Source organism: Nocardioides sp. W7, from assembly GCF_022919075.1.
Taxonomy (GTDB): Bacteria; Actinomycetota; Actinomycetes; order Propionibacteriales; family Nocardioidaceae; genus Nocardioides.
In genome coordinates, this window is sequence record NZ_CP095078.1 from 2,605,686 (window position 1) to 2,631,059 (window position 25,374).

General features: G+C 72.3%; 25 protein-coding genes and 2 tRNA genes. 14 read left to right on the forward strand and 13 right to left on the reverse strand.

Features of this window, described 5'->3' with window-relative positions:
* The first annotated feature begins 37 nt into the window (after positions 1-37).
* Together MUB56_RS12345 and MUB56_RS12350 are read left to right on the forward strand one after the other, a co-directional pair.
* Positions 38-1,114 (forward strand): branched-chain amino acid aminotransferase, encoded by a 1,077-nt coding sequence (locus MUB56_RS12345; protein WP_244932191.1) that lies wholly within the window; start codon positions 38-40, stop codon positions 1,112-1,114.
* Positions 1,115-1,175: 61 nt separating this feature from the next.
* Positions 1,176-2,243, forward strand: coding sequence for an ABC transporter substrate-binding protein (locus MUB56_RS12350; RefSeq protein WP_244932192.1), 1,068 nt, complete (start codon positions 1,176-1,178; stop codon positions 2,241-2,243).
* A gap of 12 nt (positions 2,244-2,255) precedes the next feature.
* Here MUB56_RS12350 and MUB56_RS12355 read toward each other — a convergent pair whose 3' ends face one another.
* From MUB56_RS12355 to MUB56_RS12365, 3 genes are read right to left on the reverse strand one after another with little or no spacing between them, the layout of a single operon-like run.
* Positions 2,256-3,110 (reverse strand): ABC transporter ATP-binding protein, encoded by an 855-nt coding sequence (locus MUB56_RS12355; RefSeq protein ID WP_244932193.1) that lies wholly within the window; start codon positions 3,108-3,110, stop codon positions 2,256-2,258.
* Complete coding sequence (locus tag MUB56_RS12360; protein WP_244932194.1) at positions 3,107-4,177, reverse strand: iron chelate uptake ABC transporter family permease subunit; 1,071 nt, start codon at positions 4,175-4,177, stop codon at positions 3,107-3,109. Before MUB56_RS12360 ends, MUB56_RS12355 begins: the two co-directional genes overlap by 4 nt.
* A complete protein-coding gene (locus MUB56_RS12365; protein WP_244932195.1) occupies positions 4,174-5,214 on the reverse strand; it encodes an iron ABC transporter permease in 1,041 nt (346 codons plus the stop codon). Before MUB56_RS12365 ends, MUB56_RS12360 begins: the two co-directional genes overlap by 4 nt.
* A 102-nt stretch (positions 5,215-5,316) precedes the next feature.
* Here MUB56_RS12365 and MUB56_RS12370 point away from each other — a divergent pair, with 102 nt between their 5' ends.
* Complete coding sequence (locus MUB56_RS12370) at positions 5,317-6,969, forward strand: serine/threonine-protein kinase (RefSeq protein WP_244932392.1); 1,653 nt, start codon at positions 5,317-5,319, stop codon at positions 6,967-6,969.
* A 264-nt stretch (positions 6,970-7,233) separates the two neighbouring features.
* Entirely contained in the window at positions 7,234-8,838 is a 1,605-nt protein-coding gene (gene cimA / locus MUB56_RS12375) for a citramalate synthase (protein WP_244932196.1), read from the forward strand.
* A 15-nt stretch (positions 8,839-8,853) separates the two neighbouring features.
* Here cimA and MUB56_RS12380 read toward each other — a convergent pair whose 3' ends face one another.
* On the reverse strand, positions 8,854-9,462 hold the full coding sequence (locus tag MUB56_RS12380; RefSeq protein WP_244932197.1) for a TetR/AcrR family transcriptional regulator: 609 nt from the start codon (positions 9,460-9,462) through the stop codon (positions 8,854-8,856).
* Between the two features lie 128 nt (positions 9,463-9,590).
* Between MUB56_RS12380 and MUB56_RS12385 the strand changes: the two genes are divergently transcribed.
* From MUB56_RS12385 to MUB56_RS12395, 3 genes are read left to right on the forward strand one after another with little or no spacing between them, the layout of a single operon-like run.
* Positions 9,591-10,142 (forward strand): NAD(P)H-dependent oxidoreductase, encoded by a 552-nt coding sequence (locus MUB56_RS12385; protein ID WP_244932198.1) that lies wholly within the window; start codon positions 9,591-9,593, stop codon positions 10,140-10,142.
* A gap of 32 nt (positions 10,143-10,174) precedes the next feature.
* Positions 10,175-11,575: an amidase gene (locus MUB56_RS12390; protein ID WP_244932199.1), complete on the forward strand. Its 1,401-nt coding sequence runs from the start codon at positions 10,175-10,177 to the stop codon at positions 11,573-11,575.
* Complete coding sequence (locus tag MUB56_RS12395) at positions 11,569-12,087, forward strand: GNAT family N-acetyltransferase (RefSeq protein WP_244932200.1); 519 nt, start codon at positions 11,569-11,571, stop codon at positions 12,085-12,087. Before MUB56_RS12390 ends, MUB56_RS12395 begins: the two co-directional genes overlap by 7 nt.
* On the opposite strand, the gene MUB56_RS12400 is transcribed toward MUB56_RS12395, so the two are convergent.
* From MUB56_RS12400 to MUB56_RS12415, 4 genes are all read right to left on the reverse strand, one after another.
* On the reverse strand, positions 12,063-12,254 hold the full coding sequence (locus MUB56_RS12400) for a hypothetical protein (protein WP_244932201.1): 192 nt from the start codon (positions 12,252-12,254) through the stop codon (positions 12,063-12,065). The two genes, MUB56_RS12395 and MUB56_RS12400, sit on opposite strands and share 25 nt — an antisense overlap.
* A gap of 251 nt (positions 12,255-12,505) precedes the next feature.
* Positions 12,506-13,120 (reverse strand): CbiQ family ECF transporter T component, encoded by a 615-nt coding sequence (locus tag MUB56_RS12405; protein WP_244932202.1) that lies wholly within the window; start codon positions 13,118-13,120, stop codon positions 12,506-12,508.
* Complete coding sequence (locus tag MUB56_RS12410; protein ID WP_244932203.1) at positions 13,117-13,812, reverse strand: ABC transporter ATP-binding protein; 696 nt, start codon at positions 13,810-13,812, stop codon at positions 13,117-13,119. The genes MUB56_RS12405 and MUB56_RS12410 overlap by 4 nt, the downstream gene beginning before the upstream one ends.
* A 2-nt stretch (positions 13,813-13,814) precedes the next feature.
* The gene (locus tag MUB56_RS12415) at positions 13,815-14,411 is read right to left on the reverse strand and encodes a biotin transporter BioY (RefSeq protein ID WP_244932204.1); all 597 of its coding nucleotides are present in this window, start codon (positions 14,409-14,411) and stop codon (positions 13,815-13,817) included.
* A gap of 102 nt (positions 14,412-14,513) precedes the next feature.
* On the opposite strand from MUB56_RS12415, the gene MUB56_RS12420 reads away from it, so the two are divergent.
* Positions 14,514-15,086, forward strand: a complete 573-nt coding sequence (locus MUB56_RS12420; RefSeq protein WP_244932205.1) for a TetR/AcrR family transcriptional regulator C-terminal domain-containing protein — start codon at positions 14,514-14,516, stop codon at positions 15,084-15,086.
* 5 nt (positions 15,087-15,091) lie between these two features.
* On the opposite strand, the gene MUB56_RS12425 is transcribed toward MUB56_RS12420, so the two are convergent.
* On the reverse strand, positions 15,092-15,652 hold the full coding sequence (locus MUB56_RS12425; RefSeq protein ID WP_244932206.1) for a M23 family metallopeptidase: 561 nt from the start codon (positions 15,650-15,652) through the stop codon (positions 15,092-15,094).
* Positions 15,653-15,662: 10 nt separating this feature from the next.
* Positions 15,663-16,205, reverse strand: a complete 543-nt coding sequence (locus tag MUB56_RS12430; protein WP_244932207.1) for a 2'-5' RNA ligase family protein — start codon at positions 16,203-16,205, stop codon at positions 15,663-15,665.
* A gap of 563 nt (positions 16,206-16,768) precedes the next feature.
* On the opposite strand from MUB56_RS12430, the gene MUB56_RS12435 reads away from it, so the two are divergent.
* Complete coding sequence (locus MUB56_RS12435) at positions 16,769-18,055, forward strand: HNH endonuclease signature motif containing protein (RefSeq protein ID WP_244932208.1); 1,287 nt, start codon at positions 16,769-16,771, stop codon at positions 18,053-18,055.
* Between the two features lie 1,080 nt (positions 18,056-19,135).
* Here the strand turns inward: MUB56_RS12435 and MUB56_RS12440 are convergent.
* Together MUB56_RS12440 and MUB56_RS12445 are read right to left on the reverse strand one after the other, a co-directional pair.
* Positions 19,136-19,297 (reverse strand): hypothetical protein, encoded by a 162-nt coding sequence (locus MUB56_RS12440; RefSeq protein WP_244932209.1) that lies wholly within the window; start codon positions 19,295-19,297, stop codon positions 19,136-19,138.
* A gap of 202 nt (positions 19,298-19,499) precedes the next feature.
* Complete coding sequence (locus MUB56_RS12445) at positions 19,500-20,372, reverse strand: 3-methyladenine DNA glycosylase (RefSeq protein ID WP_244932210.1); 873 nt, start codon at positions 20,370-20,372, stop codon at positions 19,500-19,502.
* Positions 20,373-20,404: 32 nt separating this feature from the next.
* On the opposite strand from MUB56_RS12445, the gene MUB56_RS12450 reads away from it, so the two are divergent.
* The 5 genes from MUB56_RS12450 to MUB56_RS12470 all read left to right on the forward strand — a co-directional run bounded on the left by MUB56_RS12450 (position 20,405) and on the right by MUB56_RS12470 (position 23,969).
* Positions 20,405-21,214: a fumarylacetoacetate hydrolase family protein gene (locus MUB56_RS12450; RefSeq protein WP_244932211.1), complete on the forward strand. Its 810-nt coding sequence runs from the start codon at positions 20,405-20,407 to the stop codon at positions 21,212-21,214.
* Between the two features lie 11 nt (positions 21,215-21,225).
* On the forward strand, positions 21,226-22,704 hold the full coding sequence (gene gltX / locus MUB56_RS12455; RefSeq protein WP_244932212.1) for a glutamate--tRNA ligase: 1,479 nt from the start codon (positions 21,226-21,228) through the stop codon (positions 22,702-22,704).
* The gene (locus tag MUB56_RS12460) at positions 22,701-23,657 is read left to right on the forward strand and encodes a type II CAAX endopeptidase family protein (protein ID WP_244932213.1); all 957 of its coding nucleotides are present in this window, start codon (positions 22,701-22,703) and stop codon (positions 23,655-23,657) included. Before gltX ends, MUB56_RS12460 begins: the two co-directional genes overlap by 4 nt.
* Before the next feature lie 52 nt (positions 23,658-23,709).
* A tRNA-Gln gene (locus tag MUB56_RS12465) sits at positions 23,710-23,781 on the forward strand.
* A gap of 115 nt (positions 23,782-23,896) precedes the next feature.
* Positions 23,897-23,969, forward strand: a tRNA-Glu gene (locus tag MUB56_RS12470).
* Between the two features lie 67 nt (positions 23,970-24,036).
* On the opposite strand, the gene MUB56_RS12475 is transcribed toward MUB56_RS12470, so the two are convergent.
* Positions 24,037-25,218 carry an LCP family protein gene (locus MUB56_RS12475; protein WP_244932214.1) on the reverse strand — a complete coding sequence of 394 codons (1,182 nt, stop codon included), beginning with the start codon at positions 25,216-25,218 and terminating at the stop codon, positions 24,037-24,039.
* Positions 25,219-25,374 lie beyond the last annotated feature (156 nt).

Genomic DNA, 25,374 nt, shown 5'->3' on the forward strand with positions numbered 1-25,374 from the left:
TCGCCATTTCTCAGACGGAAGAGATAATTTGATGTCCATGCAGATCCAGACCACGCGCTCGAGCGCCCCCGTCAGCGACGAGCGCCTGGGCGAGATCCTGGCCGACCCCGGCTTCGGGCAGCACTTCACCGACCACATGTTCACCGTCGAGTGGACGCCGGACGCCGGGTGGCACGACGCCCGGATCGAGCCCTACGGTCCGCTCTCGCTCGACCCGGCGACGGCCGTCCTGCACTATGCGCAGGAGACCTTCGAGGGGATGAAGGCCTACCGGCACGCCGACGGCTCGATCTGGTCCTTCCGGCCCGAGGAGAACGCCGCCCGGATGGAGCGCTCCAGCCACCGGCTCGCGCTCCCGGTGCTCGAGGTCGAGGACTTCGTCCAGGCCGTGCAGGCGCTCGTCGAGATCGACCAGCGCTGGGTGCCGGACGCGGAGGGCGAGAAGAGCCTGTACCTGCGGCCGTTCATGTTCGCCTCGGAGACGTTCCTCGGGGTGCGTCCGTCCCAGCACGTCACCTTCATGGTGATCGCCAGCCCGGCCGGGTCCTATTTCAAGGGCGGGCTCAAGCCCGTCTCGTTGTGGCTGACCGAGGACTACACCCGCGCCGGCCGCGGCGGCATGGGTGCCGCGAAGACCGGCGGCAACTACGCCAGCTCGCTGGTCGCGCAGCAGCAGGCCACTGCCCAGGGCTGCGACCAGGTCGTCTTCCTCGACGCCCAGGAGGGCACGTACGTCGAGGAGCTCGGCGGCATGAACATGTACTTCGTGTACGCCGACGGCCACATCGTCACGCCCGAGACCGGCACCATCCTGGAGGGCATCACTCGCTCCTCGATCATCGAGCTGGCCGGCAAGATGGGCCATGCCGTGGAGGAGCGGAAGTTCTCCATCCAGGAGTGGAAGGACGGCGTGGCCTCGGGCGAGATCACCGAGATCTTCGCCTGCGGCACCGCGGCGGTCGTGACGCCGGTCGGTTCGCTGAAGTGGGACGGCGGCGAGATCGGTGTCCCCGAGGGCGGTGGCGAGCTGTGGAAGCGGATCCGCCAGGAGCTGGTCGACCTCCAGTTCGGCCGGTCCGAGGACACCTTCTGTTGGCTGCGGCGCCTGGTCTAGCCTCCCGCCAGGGACGGGCGAGATTAGATAAGGTGAGGCTTACCTAATAGGAGGTAGCCTCATGCATCGTCGCCCGTCCCTCGCCGCTCCCGTGCTCGGCCTGTTGCTGGCCGCCACCCTCGCCGCGTGCGGCAGCGAGAACGACTCCACCGAGGAGCAGGCCGCCGAGCCGTCGACCTCCGAGCCGTCCACGTCCGAGCCGCCGGCCGCCGAACAGGGTGTCTTCCCCGCCGTCGTACCCCACAAGTTCGGCGAGACCACCGTCGCCGAGGAGCCACAGCGCGTGGTGAGCGTCGGGGTCTCCGAGCAGGACGTCCTGCTCCAGCTCGGGGTGACGCCGGTCGCGGTGACCGAGTGGTACGGCGAGCAGCCGCACGCCACCTGGCCGTGGGCCACCGACCTGCTCGGCGATGTCGAGCCGGAGGTGCTCAGCACCGCCGACGGCTTCGAGTACGAGAAGGTCGCCGCGCTCGAGCCCGACCTGATCATCGGCACCAACGCCGGCCTGACCAAGAAGGACTACGCGCTGTTCTCGAAGATCGCGCCGACGATCCCCAGCGTCGAGGGCTCGACGCAGTACTTCTCCTCCTGGCAGGACCAGACGCTCCAGATCTCCCGCGCGCTCGGCCGCGAGGCCGACGGGCAGGCGCTCGTCGACGAGGTCACGGGCGCGTACGCCGAGGTGGCCGCGGCCCATCCCGAGTGGGCCGGGAGGACGGCGACATTCTCCCAGGGCGCGCCGTACGACGGGGAGCTCTACGTCTACCCCGAGGGGCTGAGCACCGACTTCCTCACCGACCTCGGGTTCACGATCACGCCCGGACTGCAGGAGTTCGCGCCCGACGTGGGGTCGCAGGCCGAGATCTCCGCCGAGAACGTCGACCTGCTCGAGGCCGACGTGGTCGTCTGGGGCACCGAGACCGCCGAGCAGCTCGAGGAGCTGCTGGGCTTCGGCACGGTCGCCAACCTGCCCGCGGTCGCGGAGAACCGCGCGGTCTACACCGACGACGTGCTCGCCGGCGCGATCTACTTCGACACCCCGCTCAGCCTGCTCTACGTCCTGGAGCACCTCACGCCGATGCTCGAGGCCGCCGTCACGGGCGAGGCGCCGCGCGAGTTCCCGTCCTGACCGAGGCCGGGCTCAGGGCAGCGGCGTGGCGTCTGCGGCCGGAGTGCGCTCCGCCGCGTTCGCCGCGCTCGAGCGCGGCACGATGATCGGCAGCCCGGTGCGGGGGTCGGCGAGGACGTCGGCATCGAGGCCGAAGACGAGGCTCAGCAGCTCGACGGTGATCAGCTCGGCGGGCGGACCCTGGCCGACGATCGCGCCGTCCTTCATCACGAGCATGTGGTCGCTGTAGCGGGCGGCGAGGTTCAGGTCGTGCAGCACCATCGCGACGGTCCGGCCGCGCTCGCGGTTGAGACGGGTGACCAGGTCGAGGACCTCGACCTGGTGGGCGAGGTCGAGGTACGTCGTGGGCTCGTCGAGCAGCAGCAGCTCGGTGTCCTGGGCCAGCGTCATCGCGATCCAGGCGCGCTGCCGCTGGCCGCCGGAGAGCTGCTCGAGCGGGCGGTCGCGGAGGTCCGCGGTGTCGGTCATCTCCAGCGCGGCCTCGACGACCGCCTCGTCCTCGGGCGACCACTGGCTGAACCAGCGCTGGTGGGGGTGCCGGCCCCGGCCGACCAGGTCGCGCACGAGGAGCCCCTCGGGGGCGATCGGGGTCTGAGGGAGCAGCGCCAGCCGGCGGGCGATCTCGCGGGTCGGCAGCGTACCGATCGGCCGGTCGCCGAGCAGCACCGTGCCGCTGGTCGGCTTCAGCAGCCGGGCCAGGGTCCGCAGCAGCGTCGACTTCCCGCAGCCGTTGGGGCCGATGATCGTCGTGACCCGGCCGTCGGGGATCTCCAGGGTGAGGTCGCTGACGACCGGCGCCTCGCCGTACCCGACGGTGACGGCCTCGGCACGCAGGCTGGCCGGGGAGCTGGCGGTGGGGGAGGTCATGCCGAGACCTTTCGGTTGCCGCGGAGCAGGAGCCAGATGAGGTACGGCGCGCCGATGGCGGCCGTCACGATGCCGGCCGGGATGGCGAAGGGGATCACCACGCGGGTGAGCAGGTCGGCACCGACGACGAGGCAGCCGCCGAGCACCATCGAGGCGAGCATGGGCGGGCGGCTGCCGCCGGTGAGCCGCAGCGCGATCTGCGGGACGACGAACGCGACGAACTCCAGCGGGCCGACCGCGGAGACGGCCACCGCCGCCAGGCCGACGGCCGCGACCAGCGTGAGCAGCTGCGTGACCTGGAGGCGTACGCCGAGGCCGCGGGCGCTGTCGTCGCCCAGCATCATCGTGTTCAGCGCCCGGACCAGGAGCAGCGAGACCGGCACCAGGACCACGAGGGTCCAGATCATCGGCCAGGCCTGGTCCCAGCCGCGGCCGTTGAGCGAGCCGTTCAACCAGACCTGGGCGCTGGCCGCGTCCTCGATCCGCGCCCGGACCAGCAGCCAGGACGTGCCGGCGGAGAGGGCGGCGCCGAGGCCGATGCCGACCAGCACCAGCCGCTGCCCGTCGATCCCGCGGCGCCAGGAGAACACGTAGAGGACCGCGGCGGTGAGCAGCCCGCCCAGAAACGCCGCCACGGGGAGGCCGAGGTGCTGGAGGGTGCCGGTGACCAGGCCGGCGCCGTACCCGGTGGTGCCGGAGAGCACGATCACGGCGACGGCGCCGAACGCCGCCCCCTCGGTGACGCCGAGGATGTCGGGGCTGGCCAGCGGGTTGCGGGCGAAGGTCTGGGTGAGCGCGCCGGACAGCCCGAGCGCCGCGCCGACCAGGACCGCGACCAGGGTCTGCGGGAGCCGCAGCTCGCGGACGATGAACTGCTGGCCGGCGTCGCCGCCGCCGAGCAGCGTCGCGACGACGTCGCCCAGCGGGATCTCGAAGTCGCCCATCGAGATGTCGAGCACGACGAGCACGCCGAGCAGGGCCAGGCCGACCAGGGTGACGGCGGCGGCGCGCACCGGCACCAGCCAGGAGAGTGGGCCGACGCGGAGCGGCGCGGACAGCGACGTCACAGCCGCACCAGCCGCATCCGCCGGACCAGCAGCACGAAGACCGGACCGCCCACGAGAGCCATGACGATGCCGACCTGGAGCTCGCCGGGGCGTACGACGACGCGGCCGACGATGTCGGCCAGCAGCAGGAACAGCCCGCCGATCAGGCCGGAGTACGGCACCACCCAGCGGTAGTCGACGCCGGCGAAGTACCGGGCGACGTGCGGGACGACCAGGCCGAGGAACGCGATCGGTCCGCAGGCGGCCGTGGCGGCCCCGGCCAGCAGCATCACCGCAGCGACCCCCATCACCTTGTGCACCCAGGGGTTCATGCCGAGGGAGCGGGCGACGTCGTCGCCGAGCTGGAGCAGGTTGAGGCTGGGCGCGCTGATCGCGGCCAGCAGCAGCCCGACGAGCATGAACGGCAGCACCTGCCAGAACACGTCGAGGTCGCGGCCAGCGACCGAGCCGACCACCCAGAACCGGTAGGAGTCGAGAGTGTCCAGGTCGCGCAGCACGATGGTCTGGGTGCCGGCGGCCAGCAGGGCGGAGACGGCCGCGCCGGCGAGCACCAGGGAGACCGGGTTCGGGCCGCCGCGGGTGGACCCGATCGCGAACACGGCGGCCGCGGCGATGCCGGCCCCGGCGAGGGAGAACCAGGCGTAGCCGGAGAGGTCGTCGACCGAGAAGACGTGGATGCCGAGCACGACCGCGAACGCCGCGCCGGCCGAGACGCCGAGCAGGCCGGGCTCGGCCAGCGGGTTGCGGGTGTGGCCCTGCATCAGGGCGCCGGCGATGCCGAGGCACAGGCCGACCGAGAGGGCGAGGACCGTGCGGGGGACGCGGAGACCGTGCACGATCGTCGACGCGTCCGAGCCGTCCCGGTCGAAGAGCACGTCCACCACGGTGCCGAACGGGATGCTGCGGCTGCCGATCGCCAGGCTCAGCAGCGCGGCGAGCACCAGCAGCACGAGCAGCACGAGCAGCCCCGGCACCGACCCCCGGCGCACGCGGGACGACGTCCGCGGTGCCGCGGGAGGTGAGACGGTGCTGGTCACGAGGGGTAAGGCTAGCCTTACCACTTGGTTTCGATCGCGGCTGGCCCGCTCGTCGTACCGCGAAGTGGAGTCGGGCGCGGGTAGCCTGCCTGCGTGACGAGCATGCCGCGCCCCGAGGCCCCCGGTGGTCCCCGGATGTCGGTGGGCGACTACACGCTGATGGCCAAGATCGGCGAGGGCGGCATGGGCGTCGTCCACCTGGCCCGCAAGCCCGGCGGCGAGCGGGTCGCGCTGAAGGTGCTCCGTCCGCACATCGTCGGCGACGACGAGGCCCGGGCGCGGCTGGCCCGCGAGGTGTCCTCGCTGGAGCGGATCCGCAGCCGCTGGGTCGCCGAGATCGTCGACGCCGACCCGTGGGCGCCGGTCCCGTACGTCGCCACCCGCTACGTCCCCGGCCTGTCGCTGCACGACTACGTGCTCGAGGAGGGGCCCATCGAGGGCCGCGACCTGCTCTGGTTCGCCGGCTGCCTGGCGGAGGGCCTGGCCTCGGTGCACGGGGTCGGGGTGCTGCACCGCGACGTGAAGCCGTCGAACGTGCTGATGGAGGGGCGCACCCCGATCCTGATCGACTTCGGCCTGGCCCGGGTGGCCGACGACCCCAAGCTCACCCACACCGGCTGGCTGCTCGGCACGCCCGGCTACCTGGCCCCGGAGATCCTGTACGGCCAGGACGCCTCAGCCGCCTCCGACGTCCACTCGTGGGCCGCGACGGTCGCGTACGCCGGCACCGGCCGCGCACCGTTCGGACGGGGCCCGTCGATGGCCATCATGGACCGGGTCCGGCGCGGCGAGCACGACCTCACCGGCCTCCCCGAGGGCCTGCGCGGCGTGGTCGAGTCGGCCCTCGACCCGGACCCGACCCGGCGGCCGCGGCTCGGCCAGCTGCTGGCCTGGCTGCGCCCGCAGTCGACCCGCGCGGGCGCGCGCGGCCCGGTGCCCCCGGCGCCGGTGGCCGAGGACGTCTTCACGCTGCCCCTCGCGATCGCCTCGGCCTCGGCGACCGCCGACGACCCGACCGACCGGTGGCCCGACGCCGACCCCGGGTACGACCACGACCTTCCCCCCGCGACCCGCCGCGAGACCGAGCACGTCACCCAGGCGCTGCCGACGCTCGGATCGCCGCAGGGGGAGGCCTGGCGGCCGGACCTGCAGGGCCGACCGTGGGAGCCGGAGCTGGAGCCGACCACCTCGTTCGGCGAGCGCGCCCGGCGGGCCACGCTGCTCGCGATCACGGCGCTGGCCGTCGGAGCCGGCACCGCGGCGTACCCCTGGTGGGCCACCACCCTCGTCCTGCTCCTGGTCTGGGTGCTGCGCAGCGGCTCGCTCGCGGCCAGCAAGGCGGGCAACCGGCGCCGCCTCCGCGGTCGCCGGTGGTACGACGGTGCACAGTTCCTGATCGGTGCACCCTGGGACCTGGTCCGCTCGATCCCCGGCACGCTCATGCTGGTGCTGTGGAGCGCCGGGCTGGCGGTCGCGGGCGGGCTGATCTGCTACGCGGTCGCGGCGACCGTTCCGGTGGGCCTCTTCGTCTGCGGCACCGTGCTCGCGGTCTCGCTGTGGTCCGGCCCCGGTGGCTCGCGGGTGCGCTCGCCGCTCGCCCGGGTCGTGCACCCGCTCGCCGCCGACGTACGCCGCTGGGCGGTCGCGCTGGTGGTGGTCGGCCTGGTCGCGGCCGGGCTCGCCCTGGTCGCGGGCGACGGCACCGCGTGGGGCCCGTCGGGCGATCCCGCCGGCTGGACCAACCCGCTGCCGTGACCTGTCGTGACCTGCGGTGACCTGCGCTGACCTGCCGGCGGCCCGACCGGATGCGAAGACGGTCTGTCCGAGGCGGCGTCGTCGTGGCACGATGAGCGCCATGCAGCACGGCAGCATCGTCCTTGGATCGAGTAGGTCGCGCAGCGACCGTATCGAGATCATTCCCTAGCGCGTCGAGACCCTCGACGCGCCGACCTCTCGCACCCCGAGAGGTTTTTTTGTGCCCGGATCCGCTGAGTCACCCGCACCGAGAGAGATCACACGATGGACCTGCACGGCTCGTTCCACGTCTACGACACCACGCTGCGCGACGGCGCGCAGCAGGAGGGGCTCAACCTCTCCGTCGCCGACAAGCTGGCGATCGCCCGGCAGCTCGACGGCCTGGGGGTGGGCTACATCGAGGGCGGCTGGCCCGGCGCGAACCCCAAGGACACCGAGTTCTTCCGCCGCGCCGCGGTCGAGCTCGACCTCCGGCACGCCCGCCTCGCGGCGTTCGGCGCCACTCGGCGCGCCGGCGTACGCGCGGCCGACGACCCGCAGGTCGCCGCCCTGCGCGACAGCGGCGCGGGGGTCGTGACGCTGGTGGCGAAGTCGCACGACCGGCACGTCGAGCTCGCCCTGCGGACCACGCTCGCGGAGAACCTCGCGATGGTCCGCGACACCGTCTCCCACCTGCGGGCCGAGGGTCAGCAGGTGTTCCTCGACGCCGAGCACTTCTTCGACGGCTACCGCGCCAACCGCGACTACGCCCTCGAGGTGCTGCGCACGGCGCACGACGCCGGTGCCGAGGTCGTCGCCCTGTGCGACACCAACGGCGGGATGCTGCCGGCGTGGGTCGCCGACGTCGTCCACGACGTCGTCTCCTCGACCGGCGGCCGGGTGGGCATCCACGCCCACAACGACAGCGGCTGCGCCGTCGCCAACTCGCTCGCCGCGGTCGACGCCGGCGCCTCGCACGTCCAGGGCTGCATCAACGGGTACGGCGAGCGCACCGGCAACGCCGACCTCGTCACCGTCGTCGCCAACCTGGAGCTGAAGCTGGACCGTCAGGTGCTCCCCGCGGGCCTGCTGCGCGAGTCGACCCGGATCGCGCACGCCGTCGCCGAGGTCACCAACGTGCCGCCGGCGAGTCGTCAGCCGTACGTCGGCACCTCGGCGTTCGCCCACAAGGCCGGCCTGCACGCGAGCGCGATCAAGGTCGACCCGTTCCTCTACCAGCACCTCGACCCGCTCGCCGTCGGCAACGACATGCGGCTGCTGGTCTCCGACATGGCCGGCCGCGCGTCGATCGAGCTGAAGGGCCGCGAGCTCGGCTTCGACCTGTCCGGCGACCGGGAGCTGGTCACCCGGATCACCGACCGGGTCAAGGTGCTGGAGTCGCGCGGGTACACCTTCGAGGCGGCCGACGCGTCGTTCGAGCTGCTGCTCGTCGAGGAGGTCGAGGGCGCGCGGCCGTCGTACTTCGAGGTCGAGTCGTGGCGGGTGATCACCGAGACGCTGAACCACGCCGGTCCGGGGGAGGAGGCGGTCTCCGAGGCCACGGTGAAGCTGACGGCGGCGGGCGTGCGCTACGTCGTGACCGGTGAGGGCAACGGCCCGGTCAATGCGCTCGACCAGGCGCTGCGCGGCGCCATCGGCCAGGCCTTCCCGCAGGTCGCGAAGTTCGAGCTGATCGACTACAAGGTCCGGATCCTCGACCAGGGCCACGGCACCGACGCGATCACCCGGGTGCTGATCGAGACCACCGACGGCGAGTCGTCGTGGGTGACCGTCGGGGTCGGCCACAACGTCATCGAGGCGTCCTGGGGTGCCCTCGTGGACGGGCTGACCTTCGGCCTGCGGCGCCAGGGAGTGACGGAGGCCGGGTGACTCAGAGGAGGTGACTCAGGCCGGGTGACTCGGGCGGGCGATCCGGTCGACCAGGTCGACCCAGCCGTTGTACACCCGGTCGACCGGGAACTCCTCGATCCGCACCTGCTGGTCGAGGATCGGCACCTCCAGCGGCGCCAGGATCGCGGTGGCGAGCAGCGGCAGGTCGCCGGTGACGCCGAGCTCGGCGAGCAGGTAGCGCACGTGCATGGCGGTGAAGGAGTACGCCGCGTATGACCGTGGGCCGACCCAGCCGGCCTCCCGGATCAGGTCGGCGTGCCGGAGCGTGATCTCGATCCGTGACCGGCCGAAGGCCAGTAGCCGCTCGTGCGGGGGTGCGCCCGGGCCGAGCGGCGGCGGCCCGGAGATCACCGAGGCCTGCCAGTCGGTCTCGGACTGGTCGAGCAGTGCGCCCATCAGCCCCTCGCGGGACTCGAAGCGACGGAACACGGTGCCCTTGCCGACCCCGGCGCGAGCCGCGACGGCGTCCATCGTCACCGCGTGCGCCCCGTGTAGGGCGACGAGCTCCGCGGCGGCGCACATCAGCGCCTCGCGGTTGCGCGCGGCATCGCGACGCTCGGTCGGAGGAGCGTCGAGAAGCGGCAGCAGACGGGGCTCGAACATGGCGCGGCCCACTCTAGGGAGCGGCGCCGCGCGCGGCTGAACCATTTCGGTGGGCTAGACCGGGAATAGAAAGCGGACTACGGTCCGTTTCGCCTGGTGACCGTTCCGTACCAGAACCAGGAGCACCCATGTCCGATACCCGCGTCGCCGTCCTCGTCGGCAGTCTCCGTGCCGACTCCGTGAACCGCAAGCTGGCCGAGAAGCTCGCCGCCGACGCGCCCGAGGGCGTCGTCCTCGAGATCGTCGAGGGCCTGGAGCAGCTGCCGTTCTACAACGAGGAGCTCGACAGCGGCCAGGCCCCCGAGGCCGCCACCCGCGTCCGTGCGCAGGTCGCCGGCGCGGACCGCGTCCTCGTCGTCACGCCCGAGTACAACGGCACCATGCCGGCCGTGCTCAACAACGCCATCGACTGGCTCTCCCGCCCGTACGGCGCCGGCGCGCTGGTCGCCAAGCCGCTCGCCGTCATCGGCACCACCCCGACCCCGTACGGCGGCCGCTGGGCGCACGCCGACGCCAACCGCTCGGCCAACATCGCCGGCGCCGTCGTCCTCGAGGACGTCACCGTCTCGCAGCCCGGCGTCGAGGTCGACGTGCTCGCCGATGCCGAGGTGCAGGCCAAGCTGCAGGCCGCGCTGCGCTCGCTCGTCGACTACGACGCGGCTCCCTCCAGCGCTGCCTGATCCGAGCGTCATCTCCCGCTAGGTTCGAGGTCGTGAGCGATCTCCACGACCTGACCGCGCTGGAGCAGGGCGAGCTGGTGCGGCGCCGCGAGGTGTCGCCGACCGAGCTCGTCGAGCACTACCTCGAACGCGCCGACCGACTCGACTCGGTCGGCGCGTTCGTCACGCTCACGGCCGAGCGCGCCCGCGAGCGCGCCGCGGCCCTGGCGCCGGCTCCCGAGGGAGCGAGTCCGCTGCACGGTGTCCCGACCGCGATCAAGGACCTCAACCTGACCGCGGGCGTGCCCACGGCGTTCGGCTCCGCGGCCTTCGCCGACCACGTGCCGGAGCTCAGCGACGGGGTCACCCTGGCCCTCGAGGCAGCGGGCCTGGTGAGCCTCGGCAAGACGAGCACGCCGGAGTTCGGCTCGCCCTGCTACACCGAGCCCGAGGGTCGGCCGCCCGCGGTCACGCCGTGGGACCGCACCCGGATGGCCGGCGGCTCCTCGGGCGGCGCCGCAGCGGCCGTTGCCGCGGGGCTGGTGCCGGTGGCCCAGGGGTCGGACGGTGGCGGCTCGATCCGGATCCCGGCGTCGTGCTGCGGGCTGGTCGGTCTCAAGCCGAGCCGCGGCCGGATCTCGGGGTTCCCGATGTACGGGGACCCGGTGGGTTTGGCGACGGCCGGGTCGATCGCCCGGACCGTGCGCGACGCGGCGGCGATGCTGGACGCACTCGCCGGTCGTCGGGTGGGGGATCCTGCCTGGGCGCCACCTCCTTCGACGACCTTCCTGGCCGCCTGCGACCGCGATCCTGGACGACTGCGGATCGCTCGCTTCAGTGAACCCGTCATCACCGACAGCCCGCTCGACCCGGAGTGCCGGCGGGCCTGGGAGGACGCCTCCCGGCTGCTAGAGTCGCTCGGCCACGAGGTCGTCGACGTCGCCGTACCGCTGCCGCGCGAGGCGGTGCCGGTCTTCGAGACCTGCTGGGCGGTGCTGACCGCGCTGTCGGTCGTCCCGCCCGAGCGCGAGCACCTGCTCCGCCCGCTCACCCGGTGGCTCTCGGAGCGCGGCCGGGCGGTCAGCGCCCCGGACTTCGGTCTGGCGATCGGGGCGATGCGCCGCTTCGCCGCCGACGCGCTCGTCGCGCTCGCGCCGTACGACGCCGTCCTCACCCCGACCCTCGCCGCGCCGCCCCTGCCGGTCGGCGCGATCCGTGACGACGCCGACCCGGCCGCGGACTTCGAGGCGCAGAAGCGGTTCACGCCGTACACCTCGGCCTGGAACGTCACCGGCATGCCGGCCGTCTCGCTGCCCCTCCACCAGACGCCGGCCGGCCTGCCCGTCGGGGTGATGCTCGCGGCGCGCCCCGCGGAGGAGGAGCTGCTGCTCTCCCTCTCGGCCCAGGTCGAGGCGGCCGCGCCCTGGGCGGACCGGAGGCCACCCGGATGGTGAGCACCCGGCACACCGCCGAGCTGAGCGCCGACGAGCTCACCGAGATCCGGGCGCTGCTCGACGCCGTCTTCGTGGACTTCGACGACCACGACTGGGACCACGGACTGGGCGGTCAGCACGCCCTGGTCCGCGAGGACGGGCTGCTCGTCGCCCACGGTTCGCTGGTCCAACGGCGGATGCTGGTGGGCGGCCGCTCACTGCGGACCGGGTACGTCGAGTCGGTGGCGGTCCGGTCCGACCGGCGCCGCCGCGGGCTCGCCGGCCAGGTGATGGCGGCGCTGGAGGCGCTGGCGCCGGCGTACGACCTGCTCGCGCTCGGCGCGTCCGACGAGGGGGTGCCGCTCTACGAGGCGCGGGGCTGGCAGCCGTGGCGCGGCCCGACGTCCGTGCTCGGCCCGTCCGGTCCGGAGCCCACGCCGGACGAGGACGGCTCGGTCTACGTGCTCGGCGGACAGGACGTCGACCGGGACGCCCCGATCGCCTGCGACTACCGGGACGGCGACGTCTGGTAGCGGTCCCGGTCGTGGACGTGCCAGACGACCCAGGTGAACGGGAAGAACAACCCGGCGACGACGGCCACGAGCAGGTGCGAGCCGCGCCGACGGGCGCCCGTGACGGTCAGGGTCACCAGGGCGAGCAGCGCGCCGCCGACCAGGGCGATGAATGCGACGACGGCCACTGGTCCAGTGTGCCCGGCGCGGCGGTAGCTGTCGCGGTGGTCGCCAGTGAGCGGTGCCCGGTCCACCTTTTCGCGCCTACCGACCGTGGACCCTGCACCGCCGGCCGGGCGTGTCCGCACGACGCGCCATGGGGGAGGTGAGCCAGCCACCGTCCGGGCCCCGCGGACGGTGGATCGCTCACCGCCGGCTCGGCGAGCCGCCGTCCCGCCGTCCCGCCGTCCCGCCGTCCCGGCGAGCCGGAGAGCCGAGGTCAGTCGCCGAGACCGCGCGCCTGCAGCGCGTCGCCGGTCTCGTGGGCGCGCGCGACGACCCGGATCACGAACGGGGTGAGGAACGCGCGCGGGTGCCGGCCGAGACCGCGGGCCCGGGCGGCGTCCCGGGTCTCGAGGGCGAGTGCGAGCGTCCCCGGGAGGGCCTGGAGGGCGAGGCTGAAGGTGAGCGCGACCCGCTCGGGGCTGACCCCGAACCGCCGGAACGGACCGAGCCAGCGCACGATCGCGTCGAGGATCGCGTTGACGGCCGTGGTCGCGGTCAGCACCACGGCGGCGAGCGCGAGGGCGAGCAGGTCGACGAAGGTCTCGACCGCCTTGGGCAGGCCGTAGAGCCACCACTGCAGCCCGGCGACCACGGTCGCGATCACCAGCACCGACCGGGCCGCGCGGACGAGGGTGCCGATCCGGATCCGGCCGACCAGGGCGGCGGTCAGTGCGAGCGCCAGGAACGCCCACGACCAGGTCGGGCTGCGCACCAGCACGACGGTGAGGCTGTACGCCGCCAGCGCGGTCATCTTCACGCCGACGGGCAGCCGGTGCAGCACGGTGTCGCCCGGCTGGTGGATGCCGATGAGGAGCAGGTTGCTGCTCATGCGAGCGCCGACCGCACGTAGTCGCCGATCGCCGCGTCGGGGTGACCGTCGAAGCGCACCGCCCCGTCGGCGACCACCAGCACCCGGTCGCAGCGGCGGGCCAGCTCCAGGTCGTGGGTGACCAGCACGACCTGCTGGTCGAGCCCGAGGAGCAGGTCGCCGACCCGCCGGGTGTTGGCCAGGTCGAGCAGGGTGGTCGGCTCGTCGGCGACCAGCACGGCGGGCTCGGAGGCGAGCACGCCGGCCAGGGCCAGCAGCTGCTTCTGCCCGCCCGAGAGGCTGTGCACGCTGTCGTGCGCGTGGCCGGCCAGGCCGTACCTCTCCAGCACCGCGAGCGCGAGCTCCCGCCGGCGTTCGCCGTTCCGCTCGTGGCGGCGCAGCGACAGCTCGACGTCCTCGACGCAGGTGGGCATCACCAGCTGCGCCGCGGGGTCGGTGAACGCGAAACCCACGCGACGGCGTACCTCCGCGCCCTTCCGCGCCACGTCGAGACCGTCGACCAGGACCCGGCCGACGGTCGGGGTGACGAGCCCGTTGAGCAGTCGGGCCAGGGTGGACTTGCCGGATCCGTTGGCGCCGACCACGCCGATGCGTCGCTCGCTCAGCGTGAGGGTGGTCGGGGCGAGGACGACCCGGTCGCCGGCGACCGTCGGGACGGTGACGCCGGCTCCGGCGAGCTCGAGGGTCGGCACGCTCAGCGGCGCTCGAGCAGCCGTGGGAAGGCGCGGTGCACCTCGGCGGCGACCAGGCCGACGACGGCGGCCTTCAGGATGTCGCCCAGCCAGAACGGCGCGTCCCAGGCGGCCGCGGTGCGGAACGGGACGTCGGAGAAGGCGGCCATGCCGAGGGTGCCGAACAGGTGGTTCAGGGCGACGCCCGGCAGGCAGCAGAGAAAGACGACCAGGGCGGAGGTACGCCGGCCGCGCGCGACGTACCGGACCAGCAACCCGGTGACGAACGCGACCGCCAGGAACGACCACAGGTAGCCCGCGGTGATCCCGGTGAAGACGCCGAGCCCGGCGGAGTGCCCCGAGAAGACCGGCAGCCCCGCGGCACCGAGGGCGAGGTACAGGGCGACCGTGAGGGTGCCGCGCACGGCTCCGAGAAGTGCCCCGGTGAGGGTGATCGCGAAGGTCTGCAGGGTGATCTCGACGCCGGCGCCGCCGACGGGGATGCCGCCGACGAGGGTGCAGGCGGCGATCAGTGCGGCGAACGCCGCGACGAGGGCGAGGTCGGTCGCGGAGAGGCGGGCGCGGGTCGCGGCCGGCGCGGTGGTGTCGGTCATGGTCATCGGAGATCCTTCGTCGTACGGACCTGAACAGTGGTCAGGTGAACGGCGTTCAGGTTAGGGTCGGGGCCGTCGGTCGTCAACGGCCGCGGAACGGAGTGTGGCGTGCGCAACAGTCGCGGGGACGTCGTGGACCGGGCGATCGCCGTCCTCGACGCCTACGGCCTGGCCGACCTGTCGATGCGCCGCCTCGGCGCCGAGCTGGGCGTGCAGCCGAGCGCGCTCTACCACCACTTCGCCAACAAGCAGCTGCTGCTCGCGGCCGTCGCCGACGAGCTGCTCGCGCGCGGCGTCCGACCGGCGGGTGGCGGCTCGTGGGACGTCCAGGTCGTCGCCGTCTGCGGCGGGCTGCGCGACGCGATGCTGGCCTACCGCGACGGCGCCGAGCTGGTGGCGACGGTGCACTCCTTCGGCCTCGGTGCGCGGGCGCCGTACGACGCCCTGAGCGCCGCCCTCGCCTCCGGCGACCTGCCCGCCGACCTGGTGCCGGTCGCCGCGCGCACCCTGCTGCACTTCGTCTTCGGCCATGTCTCCGACGAGCAGACCCACCTGCAGGCCGGCAGCGCCGGCGCGATCGCCGACGCCCCGCGGGAGTCCTCCGACTTCGCGCTCGGGCTGGGGATCGTGGTCGACGGCATCCGGGCCCGCGTCACTCAGGGGCTCTCGGGCAACGCCTGACGTTCTCAGCGGCGAGGCGCCAGCGCGAGCAGCTCCCTCGGCCCGACGGCGGTCGACAGCCCGCCTCCGACCGCCCGCCGCTCGAAGTGCAGGTGGCAGCCGTCGGGAGCGCCGTCGTCGGAGGCGCGGGCGATCAGCTGTCCGCGTCGTACGACGTCGCCGCGCTTCACGTGGACCCGCCGGGTATGGCCGATGACGACGTCGAAGCCCTTGCTGCGGCTGCGCAGCAGGAGCGGGTTCGCCCCGTATGCCGGCCCCAGCGAGCCGTTGTCGACCACCCGCAGTCGGGTCCGGGCGAACAGCCGGGTGCCGCACGGCATCGCGAGGTCGAGGCCGTGGTGGAAGCCGCGCCCGTCCCGGCAGCGCGAGTCGGGTGAGTAGTACGGCGCCCGTGTGCAGCCGAACGGGATCATGATCCGGTGCGAGCCGGCGAACCACGGCGACGTGTAGCGGGTCCGGTCGGAGGTGAAGAACTCCCAGCGCGGGTCGGGCGCGGCGCCGGCCGGCGCGACCGGGGAGAGGACGAGCAGCAGGGGCAGCGCCAGCAGGGCCGAGAGCAGTCGCATGGATCCACCCTCACACAGAGTCGCCGAGCGGCCAGGAATCCAGCACCCGGCAGCCGCCGTCCTCCCACCAGGCCAGGTCGAGCCGCTCCGCGCGGCAGCGCACCGGCAGCAGGTGCTGAAGCGCCGCCCGGGTCGAGTCCTCGCTGACCGCCTCCGAGCGCAGGTCGAGGGTGAGGTGGGGGAGCACCTCGTCGTACCTCCCGGCGTACGGCGGGCACGCGGGGAAGGCCTCGAAGAGCCGCATCGTCAGCTCCTGGAACGGCCGCAGCGGGTCCGGCACCAGGTGGATGATCCCGTTGGGGAAGGTCGCAACCTGCCCCAGCACGAAGTCGAACGGCGGGGTGCTCGCCACCACCCGCGCCACCCGGTGCCGGTCGGCTGGGGTCGGCTCGGGCAGGAACGGCCCGAGCGCGGTGATGTGCGCGTGCACGAACGCCGGGTCGGCCGAGACGAACCCGGGGTCGTAGAACTCGTGCCGGCCCCGGACGAACGGCTCGAGCGCCGGCACGGGCAGCTGCAGCACGGCGTGCCCCGGGTGCCCCTCGTGCGTCACGGGAGGAGGGTACGTGGGGGCGGTGGTGCCGACGGTGTTCAGGAGGTCGCGCCTCGGGCTGTTGCCGTGGCCTCCCACCCCCGCGCCCGGGGTGGACCCGGTCGGGGACCGTTTGGTGGGGCGTTCGTTCTTGACCTGGGTGGTCGGCAGGTACGGCTTGCCGGTGATCGCCTCGGTGCCCGGGCCAGATCGAGGCCCAGCGCGCGCATCCTGTCGTGCACGCTGATCGGCCCGTGGTCCAGCCCGATCGGGGCGCGAGCACCGCGGCTGGCCCGTCGGCCTTCGCGAGCCTGGGTAGCGCTAGAACGACTCGGAGGAGATTTCGTGCTCGGAGCAGCACGTCGAGATCGCGCCGCGGGGCGCGTCATTAGGCCACTGCAGGGCAGAAGTGTCACCACCAAGACCACCAGAAGCGTCACCGATGTCTTGATTCAGAACTGTCACCGACGTCCTGAGACATGACACGTGCGAGGGCCTGTGGAAGATCCAAGCGATCGAACGTGCGTTCGACTAGAATTGGACGCATCATCCCGCACGTTTGTGGAGAGCTCTCGGAGGCTCGCATGAACCACCCGATCCGGGTCGCCACCCGCGAGCTGGACCATGTGCTGAAGTCGGTGGCCGATGTGAACCCGGCGTTCATGACCACCCCCGACAAGGCCGCCGCTCTGGTCGAGCTGGCCGCGATCGAGGACCGGGTGGGCGAGCTGCGGCTCCGGGTTACCGCCGACGCGAGCGACGTGGCCGAGGACACGGGCGCCCGGGACGTCGGCGCCTGGGCCGCCGCCTCTACCAGGCGACGCCGTGGTGACTGCGCCGCCGACCTCCGCCTCGCCCTGGCACTGGCCGACCGCCCGGTCCTGGCTGCGGCGGTCCGAGAAGGTGGGGTGAACCTCGACCAAGCACACGCGATCGCGGCGTCCCTCGCCGAGCTCCCGCCCGAGGTCGACGCCTGCGTGGTCGACCAGGCCGAGGCCGCGCTGGTGGCCTACGCCGCGCGCTTCGATCCCATCGAGCTGCGCCGCCTGGGTCGCCGGATCCTCGACGTCATCGCCCCCGACCTCGCCGAGGCCGCCGAGGCCCGCCACCTCGCCAACCTGGAGGCATCCGCCCACCAACGGATGCGGTTGGGCCTCCGGGCCCAGGGCGATGGGATCACGCGGATCAGTGGCCTGATCCCGGACGCCTCCGCCGCCCGGCTCGCGACCTACCTGCACGCCTTCACCAACCCCCGCCGCGACGACGCCGTCGACCCGACGCCGGTCGAGGAGGGACGAAGGCCCGTCTCGAAATCCGGCGAGCCGACCGCCCGCCCCGTCCCATACGGACGCAAGGCCGCGGCCGCGTTCTGCCAGCTCCTGGAGACCCTCGACCCCACACGGCTGCCCATCCACGGCGGCGACGCCACCACCCTCGTCATCACCATGAGCCTCGACTCGCTCCGCGCGGAGCTCGGCACCGCCACCCTCGGCAACCCGGCCCCCGGCGACTCGGTCGACCGGATCACCGCCGAGGAGGCCCGCCGCCTTGCCTGCACCGCCCAGATCGTCCCCGCCGTCCTCGGCGGGAAGGGCGAGGTACTCGACCTCGGCCGCTCCCAACGCCTCTTCACCCGCGCCCAACGCCGCGCCCTCGCCCTCACCGACCGCGAATGCCGCGCCGAGGGCTGCCAGATCCCGGCCCCCTGGTGCGAGGCCCACCACGCCGGCACCCCCTGGGCCGCCGGCGGCCGCACAGACCTGGCCGACGGGATGCTGCTCTGCTCCCACCACCACCATCGAGCCCACGACCCGAGCTACTCCACCGAACGACTCGCCGATGGCGGCGTGCGGTTCCACCGGCGGACGTAGACCGGCGGTACTTCCGAGGTGGCACGACTCGTCTCGATGACTGACGCCCGCCGGAGTTCTTCCTGCGATTCGGCCGCGACAACAAGGGCGTTGCGGCGACACTCCTTCCCGTGACGGACACTTGCCCGCGCTCCTGGACGTGCTGCGGCCTCTCCGCTGCCGGGTCGAGGTCCCCGCCCGTTCCAGCGTCGTGACCCCTGGCGGGGGTTCCGCTTCGCCGCTCGCCAGACGGTCCTGAGCCGCGCCGGCGGCCGATGCGAGGGGCCGATCTTCCTGGTGGCGGGACGCTGTCGGAAGGAGGCGAACGAGGTCGACCACATCTATCCCTGGTCGAAGGGCGGACCCACCGTCGCGAGCAAAGGCCAGGCTCTCTGTCGCGGGCACAACCGTCGGAAGTCGAACCTGCGCCCTCCTTGGTGGTACGTCCTGGCCCTGGAACGTCGACGAGTCGGCTACTGCCCACCCGGCGTCGACCTGCGAGTATTCGCCCGCATGAACGGCGACGAGCGCGCCGCGCGCGCCGCCTGGCTGGCTCGCCGTCGCCGGTAGATCTGCGTGAGACGGGCGCTCGCGTCCGGTGCTGAAGGTGTCGGCGAAGCAGGTCGACGAGGGGGACCGCTTGACCCTGACGGCGACCATCAGGTCGCCCGCCCGGGCGACTCGCGTGACGTTGCTGAAGTTCCGGCTCACCCTCTTCGGTGACCCGTCCTGGGATCCGGTGAAGTCGCTCAGGGTCCGAGGCAGGAAGAAGGTCGCCTGCAAGGAGGTCGCCACGGGCGAGAACAGCCAGCGGTACCGGGGGGCGGTCGCCTACCAGAGGGGGAACCGGGTCGTCGTCTCCAAGCCCGTGACCGTGACGATCTGGCGGTGGATCCCTCGCCAAGCCGTACAGATTAGGGATCCAGCTGTTCGACACCACGCCCGGCGGGACCTCGGGGCTCGACGACGTGGAGTCCTGGCACGTCCTCGGCGAACCCGAGTTCTTGTGCACCGGTGTCTGACGAGGGCTTCGCGCTGAAACGACTCGACATTGACCCACGACCGCGGAGGGGAGCCAGGATTCCCGGAGGATCTCGACCATCAGGACCAGGTCTGGACTGGCTCGACCTCCAGACCGCCCTCGGGGCTGCGCCTGAACAGTCCTTGCAGTCCCTGCTCGACCTCGGACGGTTCGGAGTCCGACACCTCGTCGTCGGTGACGGCGTGCACGAACGGGACAGCCTTGAACACCGCGGATGCCACGGTCGCGAACCAATGCTCGATCGGTTCGCGCCATCCTTTCGAGTCGGCCCAATCGCCGGTCGCCCCCGGCTCGCACAGCGATCACGGCTCACCGAGCCGGATCAGGCACTGCGGCACGGGTGTCCCATGCCTCGACGCTAGGCGCGGCCTCCTCGCGTCGTGAGGGGCGAAGGCCCCACTGCTCGGGGGCTCGGCCGGCCGATCAGACCGCGAGCAGTCGCTCGCACTCCGCGACCAGCCGGGCCCGCAGCGGCGCACCCCGCGCGGCGAAGCCGCGCTGCGCCTCGGCGTACGTCGCCTTGCCGGCGGCCGTCTCGATCGGGATCGGCTCGAAGCCCAGGTCGGCCAGGTCGTACGGCGAGGCGCGCATGTCGAGCACCCGGATGTCGCGGGCCAGCTCGAAGCAGTCCGCGACCAGGTCGGAGCAGATCATCGGCGTCAGCCGGAACGCGTGCTTGTAGAGGTCCATCCCGGCGTGCAGGCAGGCCGGCTGCTCGAACTCCGGCCGGTCCGCAGCGGTCGGGCGGAGCGTGTTGAGGGACACCGCCGACGGCGTGAAGAACCGGAAGGCGTCGAAGTGCGAGCAGGCGATCCGGTGCGACTCGACGACCTCGTCGGTGCCGGTGCCGCCGAGGCGCAGCGGCCAGTCGGCGTGCCTGGTCTCGTCGTCGGCGAGCCGGTGCACCATCGCCCACTCGTGCAGCCCGAAGCAGCCGAAGTTGGCCGGCCGCGCCGCGGTCGCGCTCAGCAGTCGGTGCAGCGACTCGAGCACCGGCCGCTGCGCCACGACGTGGGACGAGGTGACTCCCACGGTCGAGCCTGTCGGACCGGTCGAGACCCCATAGCCCTTCAGTCCGTCGTACGACGAGGGGTCGCCGGCGAGCTGCACGCCGTACCCCGGGTGCCACCGCCGCAGCTGGGCCGGCCGCTGCGAGTAGTAGGTGAACAGGAAGTCGTGCACCGGGTGCTTGACCCCCGACCCACGGCGGGCCAGGTGGGGTCCGACGAACGCGTCGACCCGCTCCGCGTGTGCGCTGACGCACGCGCGCCAGGTCGACTCCTCCAGCACCTCCACGAGGCTCGAGCCTAGGTCGCTAGGGTCACAGGGTGCGCATCGCGAGGTTCACCACAGGTGAGGACCCCCAGTACGGCGTCGTGACCGGGGAGGTCGACGAGTACGGCCAGCCCAGCGAGGACAGCGTCATCGTCGCGCTCGCCGGCGACCCGTTGTACGTCGGCGTCAAGCTGCTCGACACCGAGCACCGGCTCGAGGACGTCCGGCTGCTCGCGCCGGTGCTGCCGCGCAGCAAGGTCGTCGGCATCGGCCGCAACTACGCCGCCCACGCCGCCGAGCTCGGCAACGAGGTCCCGTCCGAGCCGATCATGTTCCTGAAGCCGAACACCAGCGTCGTCGGCCCGGGCGACCCGGTGTTCTACCCGCCGCAGAGCAGCGAGGTGCACTACGAGGGCGAGCTGGCGGTCGTCATCGGCCGGATCTGCCGCGACGTCCCGGTCGAGAAGGCCACCGACGTCATCCACGGCTACACCATCGCCAACGACGTGACCGCCCGCGACCTGCAGCGCCGCGACGGCCACTTCACCCGGGCGAAGGGCTTCGACTCGTTCTGCCCGCTCGGTCCCTGGATCGAGACCGACCTGGACCCGCAGACCTTCAAGGACGGCGTCCGGATCCAGACCCACCTCAACGGCGAGACCGTGCAGGACGGCAGCACCGCCGACATGGTCTTCGACATCCCCGCGCTCGTCGCCCACGTCTCGAGCATCATGACGCTGCTCCCGGGCGACGTCATCCTGACCGGTACCCCCGAGGGCGTCGGTCCCATGAACGTCGGCGACGAGGTCGAGATCTCGATCGCCGGCCTCGGCACCCTCACGAACACCGTGAAAGCAAGGTAGAAGCGACCCCCATGACTGCCCCGACCGCCCCGACCGTCCGCGTCCGCATGGCCCCGTCCCCGACGGGCAGCCCGCACGTCGGCCTCGTGCGCACCGCCCTGTTCAACTGGGCCTTCGCCCGCCACCACGGCGGCACCTTCGTGGTCCGGATCGAGGACACCGACAAGGCCCGCTCCACCCAGGAGTCCTACGACTCGATCATCGACCTGATGCGCTGGCTCGGCCTGGACTGGGACGAGGGCCCCGAGGTCGGCGGCCCGCACGCTCCGTACTTCCAGAGCGAGCGCGGTGAGTTGTACGCCGACGCCCTGGCCCGGCTGCGCGAGTCGCGGTTCACCTACGACTGCTACTGCACCACCGAGGAGGTCGACGCGCGCCGCAAGGCCTCCGGCTCCAAGGTGATGGGGTACGACGGCTTCTGCCGCGAGCTCACCGACGAGCAGGTCGCCGCGTTCGTGGCGGACGGACGCAAGCCGGTCGTCCGGTTCCGGATGCCCGACGGGTCGATCACCTGGACCGACCTGGTCCGCGGCGAGGTCACGTTCGAGACCCAGTTCGTCCCCGACTACGCGCTGTGCCGCGCGAACGGCGACCCGCTCTACACGCTGGTCAACCCGGTCGACGACGCGCTGATGGAGATCACCCACGTGCTCCGGGGCGAGGACCTGCTCTCCAGCACGCCCCGCCAGCTCGCGCTGTACGCCGCCCTCACCGAGCTCGGGATCGCCCAGCAGACGCCGCAGTTCGGCCACCTGCCCTACGTGCTGGGCGAGGGCAACAAGAAGCTCTCCAAGCGCGACCCGGAGGCGCACGCGCTCGCCTACCGCGACCAGGGCTTCCTGCCCGAGGGGCTGCTGAACTACCTGGCCCTGCTGGGCTGGTCGATCGCCGCCGACCGCGACGTCTTCTCGCTGGCGGAGATGGTCGAGGCCTTCGACATCGGCGACGTCAACCCCAACCCGGCGCGCTTCGATCTCAAGAAGGCCGAGGCGATCAACGCCTCGCACCTGCGGCTGCTCCCGCTCGACGAGCTGACCCACCGGGTGCTCCCGCACCTGAAGGCGGCGGGCGTGGTCGGCGACCCCGTCGGCGACGCCGACGCCCAGCTGCTCGAGCTGGCCATGCCCCTGGTCGGCGAGCGGATCAACAAGCTCACCGAGGCCGTCGACATGCTCGGCTTCCTCTTCGTCGCCGAGGACGACTTCGTCCGTGACGAGACCGACGTCGCCAAGGTCCTCACCGAGGACGGCCGACGGGTCGTGCAGGCGGCGTACGACGCCGTGGAGCCGCTCACCCAGTGGTCCACCGCGTCCCTCCAGGAGGCGCTGCAGGCCAAGCTGGTCGACGAGCTCGGCTTCAAGCCGCGCAACGCCTACGGTCCGGTCCGGGTGGCCGTCACGGGCAAGCGGATCTCGCCGCCGCTGTTCGAGTCGATGGAGCTGCTCGGTCGCGAGCGGAGCCTCGCGCGGCTGCGCTCCGCGGTGAGTTGAGAGCCGAGCTGATGGAGGGCGGGCGGCTGGAGTACCACCGGCTGCAGCGGCTCGGACCGTGGGCCTGGTGGCGACCGGTGGTGGGGGTGCTGGGCCTGCTCGCCGCCTTCGTGGTGGTCGTGCCGTTCGGAGTGCTGGCGACGTTCACCGTCGGCATCGCGGCCTCCGGCGCCGACGTCACCTCGACGGTGGATCGGATGCTCGACACCGACAAGGTCACCCCGCTGGCGCTGGCGTACCTGAATGTCGCGATCGCGGCGATGATCCCGGTCACCTGGCTGCTGATGCGGTCGCTGCACGGCCTGCGGCCGCGCTGGCTGGCCTCGGTCCTGCCCCGGATCCGGTGGGGCTGGCTGCTGGCCTGCTTCGGCCTCGCCGTGGTCTCGCTGCTGATGACCGTGGTCGTCAGCGCGCTGCTGCCGGCCCAGACCGACGGCACCGAGCTCAGCGGGAGCCTCAACGACTTCACCAGCACGACCCGCGACTTCCTGCTCGTCATCGTGCTGCTGACCCCGCTGCAGGCCGCGGGGGAGGAGTACGTCTTCCGGGGCTACCTCACCCAGGCGTTCGGCGGGCTGGTGCGCTCGCCCTGGCTCGCGGTGCTGGGCCCGGCGCTGCTGTTCGCGCTCGCCCACGGTGCGCAGGACCCGCCGGTCTTCTTCGACCGCTTCGCCTTCGGGGTGGTCGCCGGTCTCCTCGTCGTCTGGACCGGCGGCCTGGAGGCGGGCATCGCGATGCACGTGCTGAACAACTTCCTGGCCTTCGGGGTGGCGCTGGCGTTCGGCGAGATGGCGACGGTGCTGAACCCCACGGGCGGCACCTGGTGGAGCCTCCCCGTCACGCTCACGCAGTCGCTGTCGTTCCTCGGCCTGACCCTGCTGGTGGCCCGGGCGACGGGCCTGCGGACCCGCTCGGAGGCGCCCGTTTTGGAGGCGCCGCGACCTCGCGTGTAGTGTTTCTTCTCGGTTCGAGACGAGCCGTACGGCACCGGAAAAGGTGCGCCATTGGGATATGGTGTAATTGGCAACACGACTGGTTCTGGTCCAGTTATTCTAGGTTCGAGTCCTAGTATCCCAGCGAGATCGCGGCAGTTCCGAAGTCGGAAACACCGCGATTTTGAGCGAAACGACAGCCTCGGTTAGAGTTTCGCAGGTCGTTCGGAGGGGCTCTTAGGGGCCGATCCAGACGACATGCCCCCGTTGTGTAGCGGCCTAGCACGGCGCCCTCTCACGGCGTTAGCGCCGGTTCGAATCCGGTCGGGGGTACACCGTCCGCAGGGCCCTGAGCAGCAGAGATGCTGGTCAGGGCCCTGCGGCATTTCCCCTCAGGCGCTCAGGCGCAGAGGCCGGCGGCCTGGGCGTCGGCCCTCTCCTGCTCCTGCTCGACCGAGGCGGTGGCTCCGGCGGTCGGCGTGGGCGACTGGCTGGAGGGCGGCTTCGCGGCGCTGATGGAGCTGTCGCTGAAGCCGCGACCCAAGGGGGCGTCGGCGATGATCCGCTGCCACAGCCGGTCGGCGTCGGCGGTCCACTGCAGCCGGTTCGCGTCGAGGGCGTAGTCCTCGATCGGCACGGTGATGAACTTGATGTCGCTCAGGCCGGTCTCGCGGAACTGCATCGCCAGGTCGGCGAGGTCCTTGACCCGGTCGAGCTCGTCGTCGACCTGGATCGAGCCGACGACGGCCTGGAGGAAGTTGCGGACCTTGGTGGGCTGGCTCAGCGTGTTGGCCGAGAGCAGCTTGTTGATCATCGACGCCACGAAGGCCTGCTGCCGCTTCATCCGGCCGATGTCACCGGTGACGGACAGGGTGTAGCGCTCGCGCACGTAGTCGAGCGCCTGCGCGCCGGTGAGCTCCTGGGTGCCCGCGTCGAGGAAGATGTCGTGCTTCTCGTCGCGCACCTCCTTCGGGATGCACACCTGCACCCCGTCGACCGCGTCGACCATCTCCTTGAAGCCCCGGAAGTCGAGCACGATGAAGTGGTCGACGAAGACGCCCGTCAGCGTCTCCACCAGCTGGACGGTGCACAGCGGGCCGCCCACGGCGAACGCCGTGTTGAACAGGACCGCGTCCTCGCCGGGGATCTCCTCGCCCTCGTGGTCCACGCAGTCGGGGCGGTCGACGATGGCGTCGCGCGGCAGGCTCACGCCGTACGCCTCCTGCCGGTCCGCGGAGACGTGCAGCAGCATCGTCACGTCGGACCCGCCCCCGCCGCTCTCGCCGTCGATCCCGCAGCCCGCACAGCTCCGGTCGTCGGAGCCCATCACCAGGATGTTCAGCGGCTCCTTCGGGCCGTCCGCCTCGGGCTTGTCGTCCCCCGAGTGCGGGATCGCCAGCCCCGGCCCGAGCTCGTCGTCGAGCTGGCGGACGACGACGTACACGGTGCCGGCCGTCAGGATCGCGACGACGAGCTGGGTGACGAGAATGACCGTCAGCACGGGGGAGAGGCGACGCCGGCGAGTCCGGAGGGACTGGGTCGCGGGTGCCGGCGCGGCCGGCGGCTGCTCGTCGTCGGCCACGGGGTCATCGTGGCATCCGGCCGCCCGGATATCGGCCGGATCGGCACCGACGTCACACATTCTTGACAATCTCTCAGGCGACAGGCGAGCCGCTCGGCCGGTGGTCCCCGTGTCCGATTTCCGCCAGAAGGTGTCGGTGGGATGAGGGAGGATGAG

Coding starts and splice junctions, on each gene's coding strand:
- MUB56_RS12350 (WP_244932192.1), top strand. CDS start 1,176: ATGCATCGTCGCCCGTCCCTCGCCGCTCCCGTGCTCGGCCTGTTGCTG.
- MUB56_RS12385 (WP_244932198.1), top strand. CDS start 9,591: ATGTCCGATACCCGCGTCGCCGTCCTCGTCGGCAGTCTCCGTGCCGAC.
- MUB56_RS12345 (WP_244932191.1), top strand. CDS start 38: ATGCAGATCCAGACCACGCGCTCGAGCGCCCCCGTCAGCGACGAGCGC.
- MUB56_RS12405 (WP_244932202.1), bottom strand. CDS start 13,120: ATGAGCAGCAACCTGCTCCTCATCGGCATCCACCAGCCGGGCGACACC.
- MUB56_RS12425 (WP_244932206.1), bottom strand. CDS start 15,652: ATGCGACTGCTCTCGGCCCTGCTGGCGCTGCCCCTGCTGCTCGTCCTC.
- MUB56_RS12370 (WP_244932392.1), top strand. CDS start 5,317: ATGCCGCGCCCCGAGGCCCCCGGTGGTCCCCGGATGTCGGTGGGCGAC.
- MUB56_RS12435 (WP_244932208.1), top strand. CDS start 16,769: ATGAACCACCCGATCCGGGTCGCCACCCGCGAGCTGGACCATGTGCTG.
- cimA (WP_244932196.1), top strand. CDS start 7,234: ATGGACCTGCACGGCTCGTTCCACGTCTACGACACCACGCTGCGCGAC.
- MUB56_RS12355 (WP_244932193.1), bottom strand. CDS start 3,110: ATGACCTCCCCCACCGCCAGCTCCCCGGCCAGCCTGCGTGCCGAGGCC.
- gltX (WP_244932212.1), top strand. CDS start 21,226: ATGACTGCCCCGACCGCCCCGACCGTCCGCGTCCGCATGGCCCCGTCC.
- MUB56_RS12415 (WP_244932204.1), bottom strand. CDS start 14,411: ATGACCATGACCGACACCACCGCGCCGGCCGCGACCCGCGCCCGCCTC.
- MUB56_RS12395 (WP_244932200.1), top strand. CDS start 11,569: ATGGTGAGCACCCGGCACACCGCCGAGCTGAGCGCCGACGAGCTCACC.
- MUB56_RS12380 (WP_244932197.1), bottom strand. CDS start 9,462: ATGTTCGAGCCCCGTCTGCTGCCGCTTCTCGACGCTCCTCCGACCGAG.